The organism is Curvibacter sp. GW821-FHT01G03 (assembly GCF_059422285.1).
Map to the genome: position 1 here is coordinate 197,355 of NZ_JBWKWP010000006.1, position 14,926 is coordinate 212,280.

Below are 14,926 nucleotides of genomic sequence, written 5' to 3' on the forward strand. Positions count from 1 at the left end.
ACCACGGAAGACAACCCTCATGACCGCCCAAACCCTGGCTGGCGCCCACGCTGTGCCGCCCGATCTCGAACGCCAGACTTACGCCAAAGTGTTCTGGCGCCTGGTGCCCTTTCTGATGCTGTGCTATGTCGTGGCCTACCTGGACCGCGTCAACGTGGGCTTTGCCAAGCTCCAGATGGCACAGGACCTGGGCTTCAGCGAAACCGTGTTCGGCCTGGGCGCCGGCATCTTCTTTCTGGGCTACTTTCTGTTCGAGGTGCCCAGCAACATCCTCATGAGCAAGGTGGGTGCGCGCATCTGGATTGCCCGCATCATGATCACCTGGGGCCTGCTTTCGGCGGCCTTCCTGTTCGTCAAGACCCCCACCCAGTTCTATGTGCTGCGCTTTTTGCTCGGCCTGGCCGAGGCGGGCTTCTACCCCGGCGTGATCCTGTACCTCACGCTGTGGTACCCGGCGCACCGCCGCGCCAAGATCGTGGCCGTGTTCATGTCGGCGATTCCCGTGGCTGGCATCTTCGGCAACCCGCTGTCGGGCTGGATCATGGAGTCCTTCCACCAGACGGCCGCCCTCAGTGGCTGGCAGTGGATGTTTGTCATCGAGGCCGTGCCCGCCCTGGTGATCGGCCTGGCCGTGCTGGCCTACCTGGACAACAACGTGGCCGAGGCCCAATGGCTCAGCCCAGAGCAAAAGCGCCTGATCCAGCATGAGATCGACCTCGATCAGGCCCATGGCAGCAAGGGCCCGCACACCGTGGCCGCCGTCTTCACCGACGCCCGCATCTGGTGGATGGCTGCCATCTACTTCGCCTTCGTGATGGGCCAGTACGCCCTCACCTTCTGGCTGCCCACCCTGGTCAAGGCCACCGGCGTCAAAGGCAACTTCAACATCGGCCTGCTCAGCGCCATCCCTTTCCTGTGCGCCATCGTGGCCATGAACCTGTTCGGCCGCAGCGCCGACCGCCTGCGCGAACGCCGCTGGCACCTGATCATCCCGGCCCTGATGGGCGCGGTGGGCTTTGCCGTGGCGGCCTCGTTTGCCGACAACACCGTGGTCTCGCTGGTCTTCCTGTCCTTGGCCGCGGCTGGCGTGCTGACCTGCGCCCCCTTGTTCTGGTCCTTGCCCACGGCCTTTTTATCGGGCACGGCTGCCGCTGCCGGCATCGCCGCCATCAATTCGGTCGGCAACCTGGCCGGCTTTGCCAGCCCCTACCTGATCGGCTATCTGAAAGACCTGACCGGCAGCACCGCCATCGGCATGTACGTGCTGGCAGCCTCACTGGTGGTGGGCGCCGTGCTGGTGTGGCTCACACCCAGGCAGTTGGTCAACCGCTGAGCCAGCCCCTCTTTTCACCCCTTCCAGACAAGTCAAAAAGGAACCTTCACATGAGCACCATCGGATTCATCGGCCTGGGCGCCATGGGCAGCGGCATGGCCGCATCATTGCGCCGTGCCGGCCACGACTTGCAGGTGTTTGACGTGCGCCGCGAGGTGGCCGACGCCTTTGCAGCCCAGGGTGGCCGGGCCTGCGCCTCGCCGGCCGAGGCGGCGCAAGGGGCCGACGTGGTGGTCTCGGTGGTGGTCAACGCGGCCCAGACCGAGGCCGTGCTGTTCGGCGCTGACGGACAAGGCGGCTGCGCCGCCGCCATGTCGCCCGGCGCCGTGTTCGTGATGTGCTCCACCGTCGACCCCAACTGGTCGGCCGCCCTGGAAGGCCGGCTGGAGGCCCTGGGCCTGGGCTACCTCGATGCGCCCATTTCGGGCGGTGCCGCCAAGGCCGCCAGTGCTCAGATGACCATGATGACCGCCGGCCGGCCGGCCGTCTACGACAAGGTTGGCCCCCTGCTCGATGCCATGGCCGCCAAGGTCTACCGCCTGGGCGAGCGCGCCGGCGCCGGCAGCAAGGTCAAGATCATCAACCAGCTGCTGGCCGGCGTGCACATCGCCGCCGCCGCCGAGGCCATGGCCCTGGGCCTGCGCGAAGGCGTCGAGGCCAAGGCCTTGTACGAGGTGATCACGAACAGCGCCGGCAACAGCTGGATGTTCGAAAACCGCATGGCGCATGTGCTGGCGGCCGACTACACCCCCTTGTCGGCGGTCGACATCTTCGTCAAGGACCTGGGCCTGGTGCTCGACACCGCGCGCGCCAGCAAATTCCCGCTGCCCCTGTCCAGCACCGCGCACCAGATGTTCATGCAGGCCTCTACCGCGGGTTACGGTCGTGAGGACGACAGTGCGGTCATCAAGATTTTCCCGGGCATCCAGTTGCCGGGCGCCGAATGACAATCGGCTGAGCCTTCACCCCCTGCTTGCTTCGGAGTACCCCTCATGCACATCCTCATCACCGGCGGCTGCGGCTTCCTCGGCGCCCGCCTGGCCCGCACCCTGCTGACTGCCGGCCCGTTCAGCCTGGCGGGCGCCCCCGCGGCCGCGATCACCCGCATCACCCTGGCCGACCGCATGCCGCCGCCGGCCGACCTGGCCGTCGACCCGCGCATTGCCTACCTGGGTGGCGACCTCAACGAGCAACTGGCCGCCGGCCTGCTGCCCGCGGCCGACACCGCGCTGGTCTACCACCTGGCCGCGGCCGTCAGTGGCGAGTGCGAGGCCGACATGGACCTGGGCCTGCACAGCAACCTTGACGCGACCCTCGGCCTGCTGCAGGCCTGCCGTGCCTTGAAGACCGTGCCCACGCTGGTGTTCTCCAGCTCGGTGGCGGTGTTCGGCAGCTCGCCCGAGCTGCCCCTGCCCGAGGTCATCGAAGACCTCACCCTGCCCACACCCCAAGGCAGCTATGGCGTGCAGAAGTTTGTTGGCGAGCAACTGGTGGCCGACTTTGGTCGCAAGGGCTTCATCCGTGCCCGCAACGTGCGTCTGATGACCGTCAGCGTGCGCCCTGGCCGCCCCAATGGTGCGGCCTCCAGCTTCCTGAGCGGCATGATCCGCGAGCCCCTGGCCGGTCAGCGCGCCAACTGCCCGGTGTCGCCCGACACCCCGGTGGCCTTGTCGTCGCCCGGGCGCACCATCGCCGGGCTGCTGCGCGCGGCCCAGGCCAGCGATGCCGAGTGGGGCCCCCGTGTGGCCCTCAACCTGCCGGCCATCACCACCACCGTGGGTGAGATGGCCCAGGCCCTGGAGCGCGTGGCCGGCCCGGCCGCCACCGCCCTGATCGACTGGCTGCCCGACGCGCGCGTAGCCGCCATCGTCACCAGCTGGCCCAGCCGCATCGCGGCGCGCCGGGCCCAGGCCCTGGGCCTGCTGCCCGACGCCGATTTCGAAACCATCATCCGAGACTACGTGCGCGAAAACCCTGGCGCCGTGACCTTGCCCCTGAAGGCCTGAACCCCATGAACAAGATCGCCCTCGGCTGCATCGCCGACGACTTCACCGGCGCCACCGACCTGGCCAACAACCTGGTGCGCGCCGGCATGCGCGTGGTGCAGACCATCGGCGTGCCCACCGGGCCCCTGGCCGCCGAGGTGGACGCCGTGGTCGTGGCCCTCAAGTCACGCACCATCGCCCCGTCCGAGGCCGTGGCCCAATCGCTGGCCGCGCTGCAATGGCTGCAGGCCCAGGGCGCGCGCCAGATCTATTTCAAGTACTGCTCCACCTTCGACAGCACCCCTGAGGGCAACATCGGCCCCGTCACCGAGGCCCTGATGGATGCGCTGGGCACCGATTTCACCATCGCCACCCCGGCCTTCCCCGACAACAAGCGCACGGTGTTCAAGGGCTACCTGTTTGCCGGTGACGGCCTGCTCAACGAGAGCGGCATGCAGAACCACCCGCTCACCCCCATGACCGACGCCAACCTGGTGCGCGTCATGCAGGCCCAGACCCAACGCCGGGTCGGCCTGATCGACTATGCCGTGGTGGCCCGGGGTGCAGAGGCCGTGCGCGAGCGCATTGCTGCCCTGCGCGCCGAAGGCGTGGGCGTGGCCGTGGTCGACGCCATCTCCAACGACGACCTGCTGCGCATGGGCCCGGCCCTGGCCGATCTGCCCCTGCTCACGGCGGGCTCGGGCGTGGCGATTGCCCTGCCGCACAACTTCGGCCTCGCCCCTTCACCGCAGGCTGCGGCCCTGCCGGCCGCGCAAGGCCTGCAGGCCGTGGTCTCGGGCAGCTGCTCGGTGGCCACCAACCAGCAGGTGGCGCATTTCATCGCCAGCGGCCGCCCTGCGCTGGCCCTCGACCCGATCCAGCTGGCCGCCGGTGAAGACGTGGTCGGCCAGGCCCTGGCCTGGGCCGCCCCCCTGCTGGCCAGCGGCCCGGTGCTGGTGTACTCCACCGCCGAGCCCGCTGCCGTCAAGGCCGTGCAGGGCCAACTGGGCGTGGCCGAGGCCGGCGCCATGGTCGAGCACGCCGTGGCCGCCATCGCCCGTGGCTTGGTGGCCCTGGGCGTGCGCCAGTTGGTGGTGGCCGGGGGCGAGACCTCGGGCGCCTGCGTGCAGGCGCTCGAGATCGCCCAGATGCAGATCGGCCCGCAGATCGACCCGGGCGTGCCCTGGTGCCATGCCGCTTCGCCGGTGGCTGGCGAGGGGGGGCTGCACCTCACGCTCAAGTCGGGCAACTTCGGCTCGCTTGATTTCTTCAGCAAGGCCTTCGCCCTGCTCTGAACCGGAGCCCGCCCATGAACGAGAACCAGGCCCGCGAGGCCATCTGCCGCGTCGGCCGCAGCCTGTTCGAGCGTGGCTACGTGCATGCCACCGCCGGCAACATCAGCGTGCGGCTGGACGACGGCTACCTCATCACCCCCACCGACGCCAGCCTAGGCACGCTCGACCCGGCCCGCCTGGCCCGACTCGACGCCCAGGGCCAGCAGCTGTCGGGCGACCGGGGCAGCAAAACCCTCGTGCTGCACCGGCAGATCTATGACGCCGCCACCCGATTCGACCCGGGCACCCGCTGCGTCATCCACACCCACAGCACCCATTGCGTGGCCCTGAGCCTGCAGCCTGGCCTGCCCGCCGTGGCGCCTTTCACAGGCCTGGAGCTGCTGCCGGCCCTCACGCCCTACTTCGTGATGAAGGTCGGCCACGTGCCCCTGATTCCGTACCACCGACCCGGTGCCCCCGAGGCGGCCCAGGCCGTGGCCCAGGCCATCGTCCGTCAAGGTGAGCAGGGTGCGCCCATCCGCGCCGTGATGCTGGAGCGCCTGGGGCCCAATGTGTGGCACGACAGCCCCGAGGCCGCCATGGCCACGCTCGAAGAGCTGGAGGAGACCGCCCGACTGTGGCTGCTCAGTGCCGGCCGCCCGGGCCCCCTGAGTGCCTCGCAGATTGATGAATTGCGCACCACTTTCGGTGCGCGTTGGTAACTTGTTCCTGTCCGGAGATCCCGCCCATGCCCCGCTTTGCCGCCAACCTGTCGATGCTCTACCCCGAGCTGCCCTTTCTGGAGCGCTTCGGCGCCGCCGCCCGTGACGGCTTCAAGGCGGTCGAGTACCTGTTCCCCTACGCCTTTGCCGCCGAAGACATCCTGGCCCAGTTGAAGGCCCATGGCCTCACGCAGGCCTTGTTCAACGCCCCGCCCGGCGGCACCGATGCGGCCAGCATCGCCCAGGCCTGGGAGGTGGCTGGCGACCGTGGCACGGCCTCGCTGCCGGGCCGCGAGGCCGAGTTCCGCGCCGGCATCGCATTGGCGCTGCAGTACGCCCGCGTGCTCGACTGCCCGCGCATCCACCTGATGGCCGGCATGTTGCCCGCCGGCGCCGACCGTGCCCTGCACCAGGCCACCTACGTCGCCAACCTGCGCTGGGCCGCGGCCGAGGCCGCGCGCGAGGGCCGCGACGTGCTGATCGAGCCCATCAACCAGCGCGACATGCCCGGCTTCTTCCTCAGCCGCCAAGACGATGCCCACGCCGTGATCGCCGAGGTGGGCGCACCCAACCTCAAGGTGCAGATGGACCTGTACCACCTGCAGATCGTCGAAGGCGACGTGGCCATGAAGCTGCGCCAGTACCTGCCCACCGGCCGCGTCGGCCACCTGCAGATCGCGGGCGTGCCGCAACGCCACGAACCCGATCTGGGCGAACTCAACTTCGACTACCTGTTCAGCGTCATTGACGAGCTGGGCTACCAGGGCTGGATCGGTTGCGAATACCGCCCGGCCCGTGGCGTCACCCCCGGGGGCACCTCCGAGGGCCTGGGCTGGTTGCGCCGCGCCACCACCTGAGGCCTTCGAATCGGGTGATCTGATAAATTTGATCGCCTGAAATGTGAATCGCTACGGGATTCCCGCAGTGTCGGGGTTTTTGCCGGTGTTTCAGAATGTTTTGGTCGGGTCACCGACCGCGTGTCATCTCACCGACCTGGAACAGGGAATCCCCATGGCCAAACTCACGTCTTCCAGCGCCCAACGATCCGTGGCCCGCGAGGTCTCCTTGCTGGCGATTGTCATGTTGACCGGGGTGCTGGTGGCGGCCAGTCTGGCCATCAGCACCATCACCGCACGCACGGCCCGCCAGCAGGTGCAGGCTCTGGCGGCCGACAAGGCCGACAACGTGGTGCAGGTGCTGGAGTCGCAAGATGCCACCGCCCGCGAACTGGTGCGCCGCTCCTTCAAGTCCTTCAAGCTGGCTTTCCAGCCCACCATGAGCCTCAATGAGGAGAACGGTGAACTGCAGAGCTACGGGATTGCGCTCAACAACGACTTCAGTCAGGTCGACAAGTTCACCAAGGACACCGGGGGGGTGGCCACCGTCTTTGCGCGCAAGGGGGATGACTTCCTGCGCATCACCACCTCGCTGAAAAAGCCCGACGGAGAACGTGCCATGGGGACTTTGCTGGACCGGCAGCACCCTGCGTATGCGCGCCTGCAGGCGGGGCAGACCTACACCGGCCGTGCCGTGCTGTTCGGCAAGCCCTACATGACGCACTACGAGCCGGTCAAGGACGACGCCGGCAAGGTGGTGGGCGCCTTGTTCGTGGGCAATGACATCTCGATCTTCGAGGACGCGGTGTTCAAACAGGCCCAGGAAACCCGCTTCTTCGACAGCGGCGGCATTTATGTGATTGACCCGGGCAAGGCGAGCGAGGAGGCCCGCTTCCTGGCCCATCCCCAGGCCTCGGGCAAGCGGGTGCTCGAAGTGGTGGCCCAGGCGGGCTCCTTTCTGGATCGGCTGCGCCAGACCGACAGCGGTGAGTTGGTGCTCGACGATGCGGTTCCGTTGCGCGGTGTTGATCTGGTCAACCCGTGGGCTGTGCGCCAGATCGTCAAGACCCACGGTTGGTGGGTGGTGGCCGAGGTCTCCGATCGCGAGGCCATGGCGGGTCACCGTGCCACCATGGGCTGGGTCTGGGGCGTGATTGCGCTGGCCGTGCTGGGGCTGGGGGGCGGCCTGTTCTGGCTGCTGCGCCGGCGTGTCAGCCAGCCCCTGCGCGAACTCACGGCGGCGGTCACCACCGTGGCGCAGGGCGAGTTGACCCGCAGTTTCAGCAGTGAGCGGCAGGACGAGATCGGCGCCCTGGTGCGCGAGGTCGACGCCATGCGCCAGCTCTATCTGCGCCTGTTGCTGCAGGTGCGCTCGGCCGTCGAGGGCATCACCAACGCCAGCGTCGAGATTGCCAACGGCAACCAGGACCTGAGCATGCGCACCGAGCAGACGGCCAGCAGCCTGCAGTCGACTGCGCAGAGCATGGAGCAGATCACCGCCACCGTACAGCAGTCCACCGATGCCGCCCGCCAGGCCAACCAACTGGCGGCCTCCGCCGCCGAGGTGGCGGCCCGAGGCGGTGCGGTGGTGGGCGAGGTGGTCAAGACCATGGACGCCATCCACCACAGTTCGCGCAAGATCGCCGACATCATCGGCGTCATCGACGGCATCGCTTTCCAGACCAACATCCTGGCGCTCAATGCCGCGGTCGAGGCCGCGCGCGCCGGTGAGCAGGGGCGGGGCTTTGCGGTGGTGGCCGGCGAGGTGCGCACCCTGGCCCAGCGCAGCGCCCAGGCTGCGCGCGAGATCAAGTCCCTGATCGGCAACTCGGTCGAGGCCGTCGAATCCGGGGCCCAACTGGTCGGCAGCGCCGGCACCACCATGAGCGACATCGTCAGTTCGGTGCACCGGGTCGGCGACATCGTGGGGGAGATCTCGTCGGCCGCGGTCGAGCAGTCCAACGGCATCGGCCAGGTCAATGGGGCGGTCAACCAGCTCGATCAGATGACCCAGCAGAACGCGGCCTTGGTGGAGCAGTCGGCCGCCGCCGCCGCCAGCCTGCGCGACCAGGCCACGCGCCTGTCCGAGGCCATCCAGGCCTTCCATCTGGGGTGAGCCCCAGCCTGCCTGGGGGCAAACCCTGGCACCGTTGACAAGCCAACAACCGTTGGGCGGCTTATCGCCACCGTTTGAGACTAAATAGTCACAATGTGATCCATTCGGTCACAGTCACAAACGTCCTCAAAGGTTGTTTCCATGAGCAACGAACTCGAACGGTCCGCTGATCTCCGTCGAATCGACCCCTCCAGTGGCGCCCAGCCACGCTGGCCGGACCGCATGATCCTGGCGGCCATGGCCTTGAGCGCGGTGGCTGCGCTGGTGCTGGGCTGGGCCCATGGCACGCTGTGGCTGGCACTGAGCGTGGCCCTGCCCTTGTTGCTGGTGGGGGTCATGGGGTCGGCCCTGGCCCCGGCCACCCTGTTGTCGCGCTTGCTGCTCACCGTCGGGTTGGCCGCGCTGGTCATGTTGCACATCCAACTGGCCCAGGGGCAGGTCGAATACCACTTCGGAGTGTTTGTGACGCTGGCGCTGTTGCTGGTGTACCGCGACTGGCGCCCCATCGTTCTGGCGGCGTTGCTCTTTGCCGTGCATCACGTGCTCTTTGACCGTCTGCAGGCGGCGGGTTTCGGCGTCTACTGCGTGACCCAGCCCGATTTCGCCCGTGTCGTGCTGCATGCCGTCTACGTGGTGATCCAGACCTCTCTCGAGGTGGTGTTCGCGGTGGCCATGCGCCGTGCCGGCCTGGAGGGGGCCGAACTGGCCCGGCTGGTGGCGCAGGTCCGGGACGGCGACCGGCTTCGACTCGATGTCTCCGGTCTGGTCTTCCAAACCCCGGCCGCCCAGGTCTTGCAACAGGCACTGCAGCGTGTGCACAACGCGGTCTCCCAGGTGCATGCGTCAACCAGCAGCATCGAGGCGGCCAGCCGGGAGATCTCGATTGGCAACCTCGATCTCAGCCACCGCACCGAGCAGACGGCCAGCCACCTGGCTCAGGCTGCTTCCAGCCTTGGGGAGCTGACCGTCACGGTGCAGCACTCGGCCGAGTCAGCGCGGCAGGCCAACGACCTGTCGGGTTCCGCCGCCCAGGTGGCCGAGCGTGGCGGCGAGGCGGTACGCCGTCTGGTCAGCACGATGGAGGCGATCCACGCCAGTTCCAGCCGAATCGCCGACATCACGGGCGTGATCGACAGCATTGCGTTTCAAACCAATCTGCTCGCACTCAATGCCGCGGTCGAGGCGGCACGGGCCGGCGAGCAGGGCCGCGGCTTCGCGGTGGTGGCCAGCGAGGTGCGCAACCTGGCCAAGCGCAGCGCCGAGGCCGCCCGTGAGATCAAATCGCTGATCAGCCAATCGGCCGAGAAAGTTGAGGCCGGTACCCAACAGGTGCATGTCGCGGGCCGCACCATGGACGACATCATGGCCTCGGTGCAGCGCGTCAAGCACATCATTGCCGACATCTCGTTGGTGGCCGGTGAACAGTCCCAGGGCTTGAGCCAGGTGCACACCGCCGTGGGTGGGCTCGATCAGATGACCCAGCAGAATGCCGCGCTGGTCGAGCAGTCGGCCGCGGCCGCCGCCAGCCTCACCGATCAGGCGGAGCGGCTGGCGCAGGCGGTGGCCATTTTCCAATCCTCTCAGCCGCTGCTCGGGCGCTGATCGGCGTTACTTCAGCGCCTTGGCGACCGTCGCCCCCAGCGGGGTGTGCAACTGGCTGGGCACGAAGCGGCCGGTGTTGTCGTCGCGGCCCTGCAGCAGGTAGCGTGTGTCGGGCTTGCCGTAGTTCTGCACCGCCATCGCCGAGAACTGGCCGATGGCGCTCTTGGGGTCGCGCAGGCGGTTCACGATCAGCACCTTCTGGGTCTCGCTGAAGTCGGCCATCATGTTCTGGTCGCCCTCGCTGTCGCCCGCGATGAACGCGGGCCCGTAGCCGTAGCGGCTGACCAGAAAGCGCTGGATGCTGCGCGTCTTGCCCGGGCCCTGGGTCTGGTCATAGCCATGGCGGTAATCGGGCAGGATGCGACCCTGGGCGTCACGCTCCAGCTCCATGGCCAGCACATGGCCTTCCTTCACCTGGTAGCCGAAGGCCGGGTTGGACGAGATCTCCTTGATCACGTCCACAAAGGAGGCCGAGCACACCCACACGTCAAAGCCGGCGGCCTTGAAGCGCCCGTACAGGTCTTGCATTTCGGGCACCAGGCGCAGGCCGTTCTTCCAGCTCACCGACACCAGCCCGGCGCGGCCCGGCAGCTCGGCCGGGGTGCTCCACTTCACCTTCTCGACCGGCTGGGTCTGCTGCCACTGCACGGTGTCCACTGTCAGCTGGCGCACCTGGGCCTCGGTCATGCCGGCAAACAGATAGGTCACCCAGGGGTAGGCGGTGTCGTGGTCGAAGGTGTCGCCGATGGCCTCGTACAGGTAGCGCACCTTGGTCAGGAAGGCCTGGTAGTGCGGGCTGCGCTTCACTTCAGCCAGGGGCTGCTGGCCCTTCAGTCCGCTGTAGTGGGTGTACAGCCAGCGGTAGCTGTCCAGGATGTCCGGCACGATGGTCTCAATGCTCACCAACTGACCCGCCGCGTTGTTGTTGGCGGGTTTGAAAGGGGTGGCCGGGATGTTTCGGCGCAAGGCCACTTCCAGCTGCTCGGGGCTGGCGCCAAAGCGCAGGTTTTCGAGCTGGTAGATCAGCGCGGCCTCTTCGATGTCCAGGAACACGCTGGTGTTGTCCCAGTCGAACACCACATAGGGCGGCTTGGCCGGGTTGTAGCCGGCGCTGGTCTTGCCCAGGCGCGCGATCAAATCGTTGATCTGCTGGCGGTTGAAGCTCTCCCACTGCCCGGGGGCCAGGGTCTGGGCGGCGGCCTGGACGGCGGTCGGGGGGCTGCTGCAGCCGGTGCTGGCCAGGGCGGCCAGCAGGCTCAGGGCCAGAGTCAGGGGGGCGAGGCGGAGCAAGGCAGGGGTCTTCATGTTTTCTCCTGGGATGAGGGGGGAACGCTGACAAGTGAATCGGTGGGCGGCGTGGTGCCGGGCAGCCAGGCCTCGGCCTCGCTCTCGTCCTTCAAGTCCACGCCGCTCAAGCCGCGCTGCAGCGCCTGGCGGATCAGCCAGGCCAGCTTGTGCGCGGCCTGCGGGTAGGCCAGGCCCTCTGGGCGCACGTTGGAAATGCAGTTGCGCTGGGCGTCGTGGCGGCCCACCCGGGGCCCATGGGTCAGGTAGATGCCCAGGCTGTCGGGCGAGCTCAGGCCGGGGCGTTCGCCGATCAGGATCACGCTCAGGCGGGCACCCAGGGCCTCACCCACCTCGTCGGCCACGGCCACCCGGGCCTGTTGCACCAGCACCACCGGCGCCAGGCGCCAGCCCGGCGCCAGGTGCGGCAGCAAGGCCGCCAGCAACGGGGCGGCATGGCGTTGCACCGCCAGCGAAGACAGGCCATCGCCCACCACCACGCACACCTCGGGCGGCGGGCCCCCGGTGACGGCCAGGGCACGCAGGCGCTGTGCGTCGGCCGGGTCCAGGCGGCGGCCCAGATCGGGGCGGCGCAGGTATTGGGTCCGGTCGCCGGCCTGGCTGCGCACCTGCAGCACGGCGTGGCCGGCTTGCTCCAGGGCGGTCTGCAGGGCGTGGGTGTCCAGTGGTGTGTGGATGGCGTCGCGCGCCATGGCGTGGGCCAGGCCGAAGCGCAGGGTCTCGTCGGTCGGAATGGCCACCCCCGCCCGGCCCAGCGCGATGCGCGCCGGTGTGCTGCGGCGCCAGGCGGTCCAGGGCATGGGGGTCACGCCCTCGGGCTGATCCGGTGCCGAAGGATCCATGGGGGCTTGTGCCGGGGGGGTCATGCGCCGCCCTCCAGGCCCAGGCTGCCCAAGTGGCTCAGCAAGGGATGGCCCTGGGCCGGGTTCAGCAACTGCCCGGCCGCGTCGGTGATCTGCTGGGCTTGCAGCCAGGCTTCGAATTCGGGGGCCCGCCGCAGGCCCAGGGTCTCGCGCAGGAACAGCGCATCGTGGAACGAGGTGCTCTGGTAGTTGAGCATCACATCGTCCGCCCCGGGCACTCCGATCAGAAAGTTCAGCCCGGCGCTGGCCAGCAACACGCTCAGCGTGTCCATGTCGTCCTGGTCGGCTTCGGCATGGTTGGTGTAGCAGATGTCGCAACCCATGGGCAGGCCCAGCAGCTTGCCGCAGAAATGATCCTCCAGGCCCGCGCGGATGATCTGCTTGCCGTCGTACAGGTACTCGGGCCCGATGAAGCCCACCACCGTGTTCACCAGCAAGGGCTGGTAGCGCCGCGCCAGCGCATAGGCGCGGGCCTCGCAAGTCTGCTGGTCCACCCCGCCATGGGCATTGGCCGACAGGGCGCTGCCCTGGCCGGTCTCGAAATACATCACGTTCTGGCCCAGCGTCCCGCGTTGCAGCGAGCGGGCGGCGGCGCAGGCCTCGTCCAGCAGTTCGGGGCTCACGCCGAAGCTGCGGTTGGTCAGCTCGGTCCCGCCGATCGACTGGAACACCAGGTCCACCGGCACCCCACCCTCGATCAGCTGCAGCGTGTTCGTCACATGGGTCAGCACACAGGCCTGGGTGGGGATCGCCAGGCGCTGGATCAGCTCGTCAAAGCCATGGCACAGCCGGGCCAGCGTGGGCAGGCTGTCCGACACCGGGTTGATGCCGATCACCGCATCGCCCGCACCCATCATCAGCCCGTCCAGCACCGAGGCGGCCACCCCGCGCAGGTCGTCGGTCGGGTGGTTGGGTTGCAGCCGCACGGCCAGCCGGCCCGGCAGGCCCAGCGTGTTGCGAAAGTGCGTCACCACCCGGGTCTTGCGCGCCACCGCGATCAGGTCCTGGTTGCGCATGAGCTTGCTCACCGCGGCCACCATCTCCGGTGTCAGGCCGGGCGCCAGTGCGCTGAGTGTGGCGGTGTCGGCAGCCGGGCCCAGCAGCCAGTTGCGGAAGTCGCCCACCGTCAGGTGGGCCACCGGCGCGAAAGCCCGGGCATCGTGCTGGTCCATGATCAGCCGCGTGATGTTGTCGCTTTCATAGGGCACCAGGGCTTCGCTGAGGAACACCGTCAGCGGCAGTTCGGCCAGCACATGGCGGGCGGCCATGCGTTGCTGCGCGGTGGCGGCACCCAGGCCGGCCAGGTAGTCGCCAGAGCGTGCCGGGCTGGCCATGGCCATCACCTGGCGCAGGTCCTCGAAAAAGAAGCCCTGGCCGCCCAGGGTGGTGTGGTAGCGCATGGCAATGGCTCCGGCAGGTGGCTCAGCGGCCGGTGTCCAGCAGGGCGTCGGGGGCCGCGTCGGCGCGGTGCTGGGCGGTGGCCATGTAATACAGCCAGGCCAGGCCCATCAGGGCGGCAAACAGGCCGGCCAGCACCGGGTTGAACCACACCATGGCGCCCAGGCAGATCAGGCCCAGGCCCAATGCCAGCAGCGGGAACCAGGGGTAGAACGGTGCGCGGTAGCTGCGTGGCATGTCGGGCTCGGTGCGGCGCAGGCGCAGCAGGGCGGCCATCGAGAGGATGTACATCACGATGGCGCCGAACACCGACATGGTGACGATGTTGGCCGTCAGGGTCTGGCCGCCGAACTCGATCCAGTTGTCGCTGAAGATCGCGGCCACGCCCACGGCGCCGCCGGCCAGCAAGGCCCGGTGCGGGGTCTGGAAGCGCGGGCTGAGCACCGCGAAGGTGCGCGGCAGGTAACCGGCGCGGGCCAGGGCGAAGATCTGGCGCGAGTAACCCATCAAAATGCCATGGAACGAGGCCACCAGCCCGAACAGGCCGATCCACACCATCATGTGCAGCCAGCCGCTGTGGGCTCCCAGCACGGCCTTCATGGCCTGGGGCAGCGGGTCGTTGATGTTGGCCAGGCTGCGCCAGTCGCCCACCCCGCCGGCCATGATCATGACCCCGAAGGCCAGGCTCACCAGGGTCAGGATGCCCGCGATGTAGGCGCGCGGAATGGTGCGCTGCGGGTCGCGTGCCTCTTCGGCCGCCATGGCCGCACCCTCGATGGCCAGGAAGAACCAGATCGCAAACGGGATCGAGGCAAAGATGCCCGCCACGGCGGTGCCGTTGAGCACGTCCGAGCCGGCCCAGCCCAGCGCGGCAAACTGGGCCCAGGACCAGCCTGGGCTCACCACGCCCATGAACACCAGCAGCTCGAAGATGGCCAGCAGCGTCACCACCAGTTCGAAGGCCGCCGCAATGCCCACCCCCACCCAGTTCAGGGCGATGAACACCACATAGGCGCCCAGCGCAATCCACTTCGGGTCGATGGCCGGAAACTGCACGTTCAGGTAGGCCCCGATCGCCAGCGCAATGGCGGGTGGCGCGAACACGAACTCGATCAGGGTCGCAAAGCCGGCCACAAAGCCGCCCAGCGGTCCGAAGGCTCGGCGCGCATAGGCAAAGGGGCCACCCGCGTGCGGGATGGCGGTGGACAGCTCGGTGAAGCTGAAGATGAAGGTGGTGTACATGGTGGCCACCAGCAGCGTGGCCACCAGAAAGCCCAGCGTACCGGCGCTGGCCCAGCCGTAGCTCCAGCCGAAATATTCGCCCGAGATCACCAGGCCCACGGCAATGCCCCAAAGCTGGAAGGTGCCGAGCACTTTTTTCAAGTGGGCGGTGGGGGCGGCAGCGGCTGGTTTCATGGTGGGGCCTCGGTGGGTGGTCGTTGCCTGCCATTGCAGCAAAGACGACGCCAGCGTCCTATCCCGAATCGGAAAA

12 protein-coding genes are annotated in these 14,926 nt (G+C 68.2%); 8 read left to right on the plus strand and 4 right to left on the minus strand.

The window, feature by feature from the left end:
- Positions 1 to 19: 19 nt before the first annotated feature.
- The 8 genes from AC07VS_RS10300 (at position 20) to AC07VS_RS10335 (ending at position 9,868) form a co-directional block, all read left to right on the plus strand.
- Positions 20 to 1,333, plus strand: coding sequence for an MFS transporter (locus AC07VS_RS10300; RefSeq protein WP_494655819.1), 1,314 nt, complete (start codon positions 20 to 22; stop codon positions 1,331 to 1,333).
- Positions 1,300 to 2,280: an L-threonate dehydrogenase gene (gene ltnD / locus AC07VS_RS10305; protein WP_494655818.1), complete on the plus strand. Its 981-nt coding sequence runs from the start codon at positions 1,300 to 1,302 to the stop codon at positions 2,278 to 2,280. The genes AC07VS_RS10300 and ltnD overlap by 34 nt, the downstream gene beginning before the upstream one ends.
- 45 nt (positions 2,281 to 2,325) lie before the next feature.
- Positions 2,326 to 3,339: a D-erythronate dehydrogenase gene (gene denD / locus AC07VS_RS10310; protein WP_494750897.1), complete on the plus strand. Its 1,014-nt coding sequence runs from the start codon at positions 2,326 to 2,328 to the stop codon at positions 3,337 to 3,339.
- A gap of 5 nt (positions 3,340 to 3,344) precedes the next feature.
- Positions 3,345 to 4,613: a 3-oxo-tetronate kinase gene (otnK, locus tag AC07VS_RS10315; protein WP_494655816.1), complete on the plus strand. Its 1,269-nt coding sequence runs from the start codon at positions 3,345 to 3,347 to the stop codon at positions 4,611 to 4,613.
- A gap of 14 nt (positions 4,614 to 4,627) precedes the next feature.
- A complete protein-coding gene (locus tag AC07VS_RS10320; protein ID WP_494655815.1) occupies positions 4,628 to 5,314 on the plus strand; it encodes a class II aldolase/adducin family protein in 687 nt (228 codons plus the stop codon).
- A gap of 26 nt (positions 5,315 to 5,340) precedes the next feature.
- Positions 5,341 to 6,171 carry a 2-oxo-tetronate isomerase gene (gene otnI / locus AC07VS_RS10325; RefSeq protein WP_494750898.1) on the plus strand — a complete coding sequence of 277 codons (831 nt, stop codon included), beginning with the start codon at positions 5,341 to 5,343 and terminating at the stop codon, positions 6,169 to 6,171.
- Between the two features lie 154 nt (positions 6,172 to 6,325).
- A complete protein-coding gene (locus tag AC07VS_RS10330; RefSeq protein ID WP_494750899.1) occupies positions 6,326 to 8,266 on the plus strand; it encodes a methyl-accepting chemotaxis protein in 1,941 nt (646 codons plus the stop codon).
- Positions 8,267 to 8,407: 141 nt separating this feature from the next.
- Positions 8,408 to 9,868: a methyl-accepting chemotaxis protein gene (locus AC07VS_RS10335; protein ID WP_494750900.1), complete on the plus strand. Its 1,461-nt coding sequence runs from the start codon at positions 8,408 to 8,410 to the stop codon at positions 9,866 to 9,868.
- Positions 9,869 to 9,874: 6 nt separating this feature from the next.
- Here AC07VS_RS10335 and AC07VS_RS10340 read toward each other — a convergent pair whose 3' ends face one another.
- Genes AC07VS_RS10340 through eat form a run of 4 tightly spaced genes read right to left on the minus strand, consistent with a single transcriptional unit; the run spans position 9,875 to position 14,850 of the window.
- The gene (locus AC07VS_RS10340; RefSeq protein ID WP_494750901.1) at positions 9,875 to 11,173 is read right to left on the minus strand and encodes an HAD family hydrolase; all 1,299 of its coding nucleotides are present in this window, start codon (positions 11,171 to 11,173) and stop codon (positions 9,875 to 9,877) included.
- Positions 11,170 to 12,039, minus strand: a complete 870-nt coding sequence (gene eutC, locus AC07VS_RS10345) for an ethanolamine ammonia-lyase subunit EutC (protein ID WP_494750902.1) — start codon at positions 12,037 to 12,039, stop codon at positions 11,170 to 11,172. The genes AC07VS_RS10340 and eutC overlap by 4 nt, the downstream gene beginning before the upstream one ends.
- Positions 12,036 to 13,436 carry an ethanolamine ammonia-lyase subunit EutB gene (locus tag AC07VS_RS10350; protein ID WP_494655809.1) on the minus strand — a complete coding sequence of 467 codons (1,401 nt, stop codon included), beginning with the start codon at positions 13,434 to 13,436 and terminating at the stop codon, positions 12,036 to 12,038. Before AC07VS_RS10350 ends, eutC begins: the two co-directional genes overlap by 4 nt.
- Positions 13,437 to 13,458: 22 nt before the next feature.
- Positions 13,459 to 14,850, minus strand: a complete 1,392-nt coding sequence (eat, locus tag AC07VS_RS10355; RefSeq protein WP_492348545.1) for an ethanolamine permease — start codon at positions 14,848 to 14,850, stop codon at positions 13,459 to 13,461.
- Positions 14,851 to 14,926 lie beyond the last annotated feature (76 nt).

What these genes read in the sequence shown, in the direction of transcription:
- eat (WP_492348545.1), bottom strand. Translation starts at nt 14,850, where the DNA reads ATGAAACCAGCCGCTGCCGCCCCCACCGCCCACTTGAAAAAAGTGCTC.
- eutC (WP_494750902.1), bottom strand. Translation starts at nt 12,039, where the DNA reads ATGACCCCCCCGGCACAAGCCCCCATGGATCCTTCGGCACCGGATCAG.
- AC07VS_RS10320 (WP_494655815.1), top strand. Translation starts at nt 4,628, where the DNA reads ATGAACGAGAACCAGGCCCGCGAGGCCATCTGCCGCGTCGGCCGCAGC.
- denD (WP_494750897.1), top strand. Translation starts at nt 2,326, where the DNA reads ATGCACATCCTCATCACCGGCGGCTGCGGCTTCCTCGGCGCCCGCCTG.
- AC07VS_RS10350 (WP_494655809.1), bottom strand. Translation starts at nt 13,436, where the DNA reads ATGCGCTACCACACCACCCTGGGCGGCCAGGGCTTCTTTTTCGAGGAC.
- AC07VS_RS10330 (WP_494750899.1), top strand. Translation starts at nt 6,326, where the DNA reads ATGGCCAAACTCACGTCTTCCAGCGCCCAACGATCCGTGGCCCGCGAG.
- AC07VS_RS10335 (WP_494750900.1), top strand. Translation starts at nt 8,408, where the DNA reads ATGAGCAACGAACTCGAACGGTCCGCTGATCTCCGTCGAATCGACCCC.
- otnK (WP_494655816.1), top strand. Translation starts at nt 3,345, where the DNA reads ATGAACAAGATCGCCCTCGGCTGCATCGCCGACGACTTCACCGGCGCC.
- AC07VS_RS10340 (WP_494750901.1), bottom strand. Translation starts at nt 11,173, where the DNA reads ATGAAGACCCCTGCCTTGCTCCGCCTCGCCCCCCTGACTCTGGCCCTG.
- otnI (WP_494750898.1), top strand. Translation starts at nt 5,341, where the DNA reads ATGCCCCGCTTTGCCGCCAACCTGTCGATGCTCTACCCCGAGCTGCCC.
- AC07VS_RS10300 (WP_494655819.1), top strand. Translation starts at nt 20, where the DNA reads ATGACCGCCCAAACCCTGGCTGGCGCCCACGCTGTGCCGCCCGATCTC.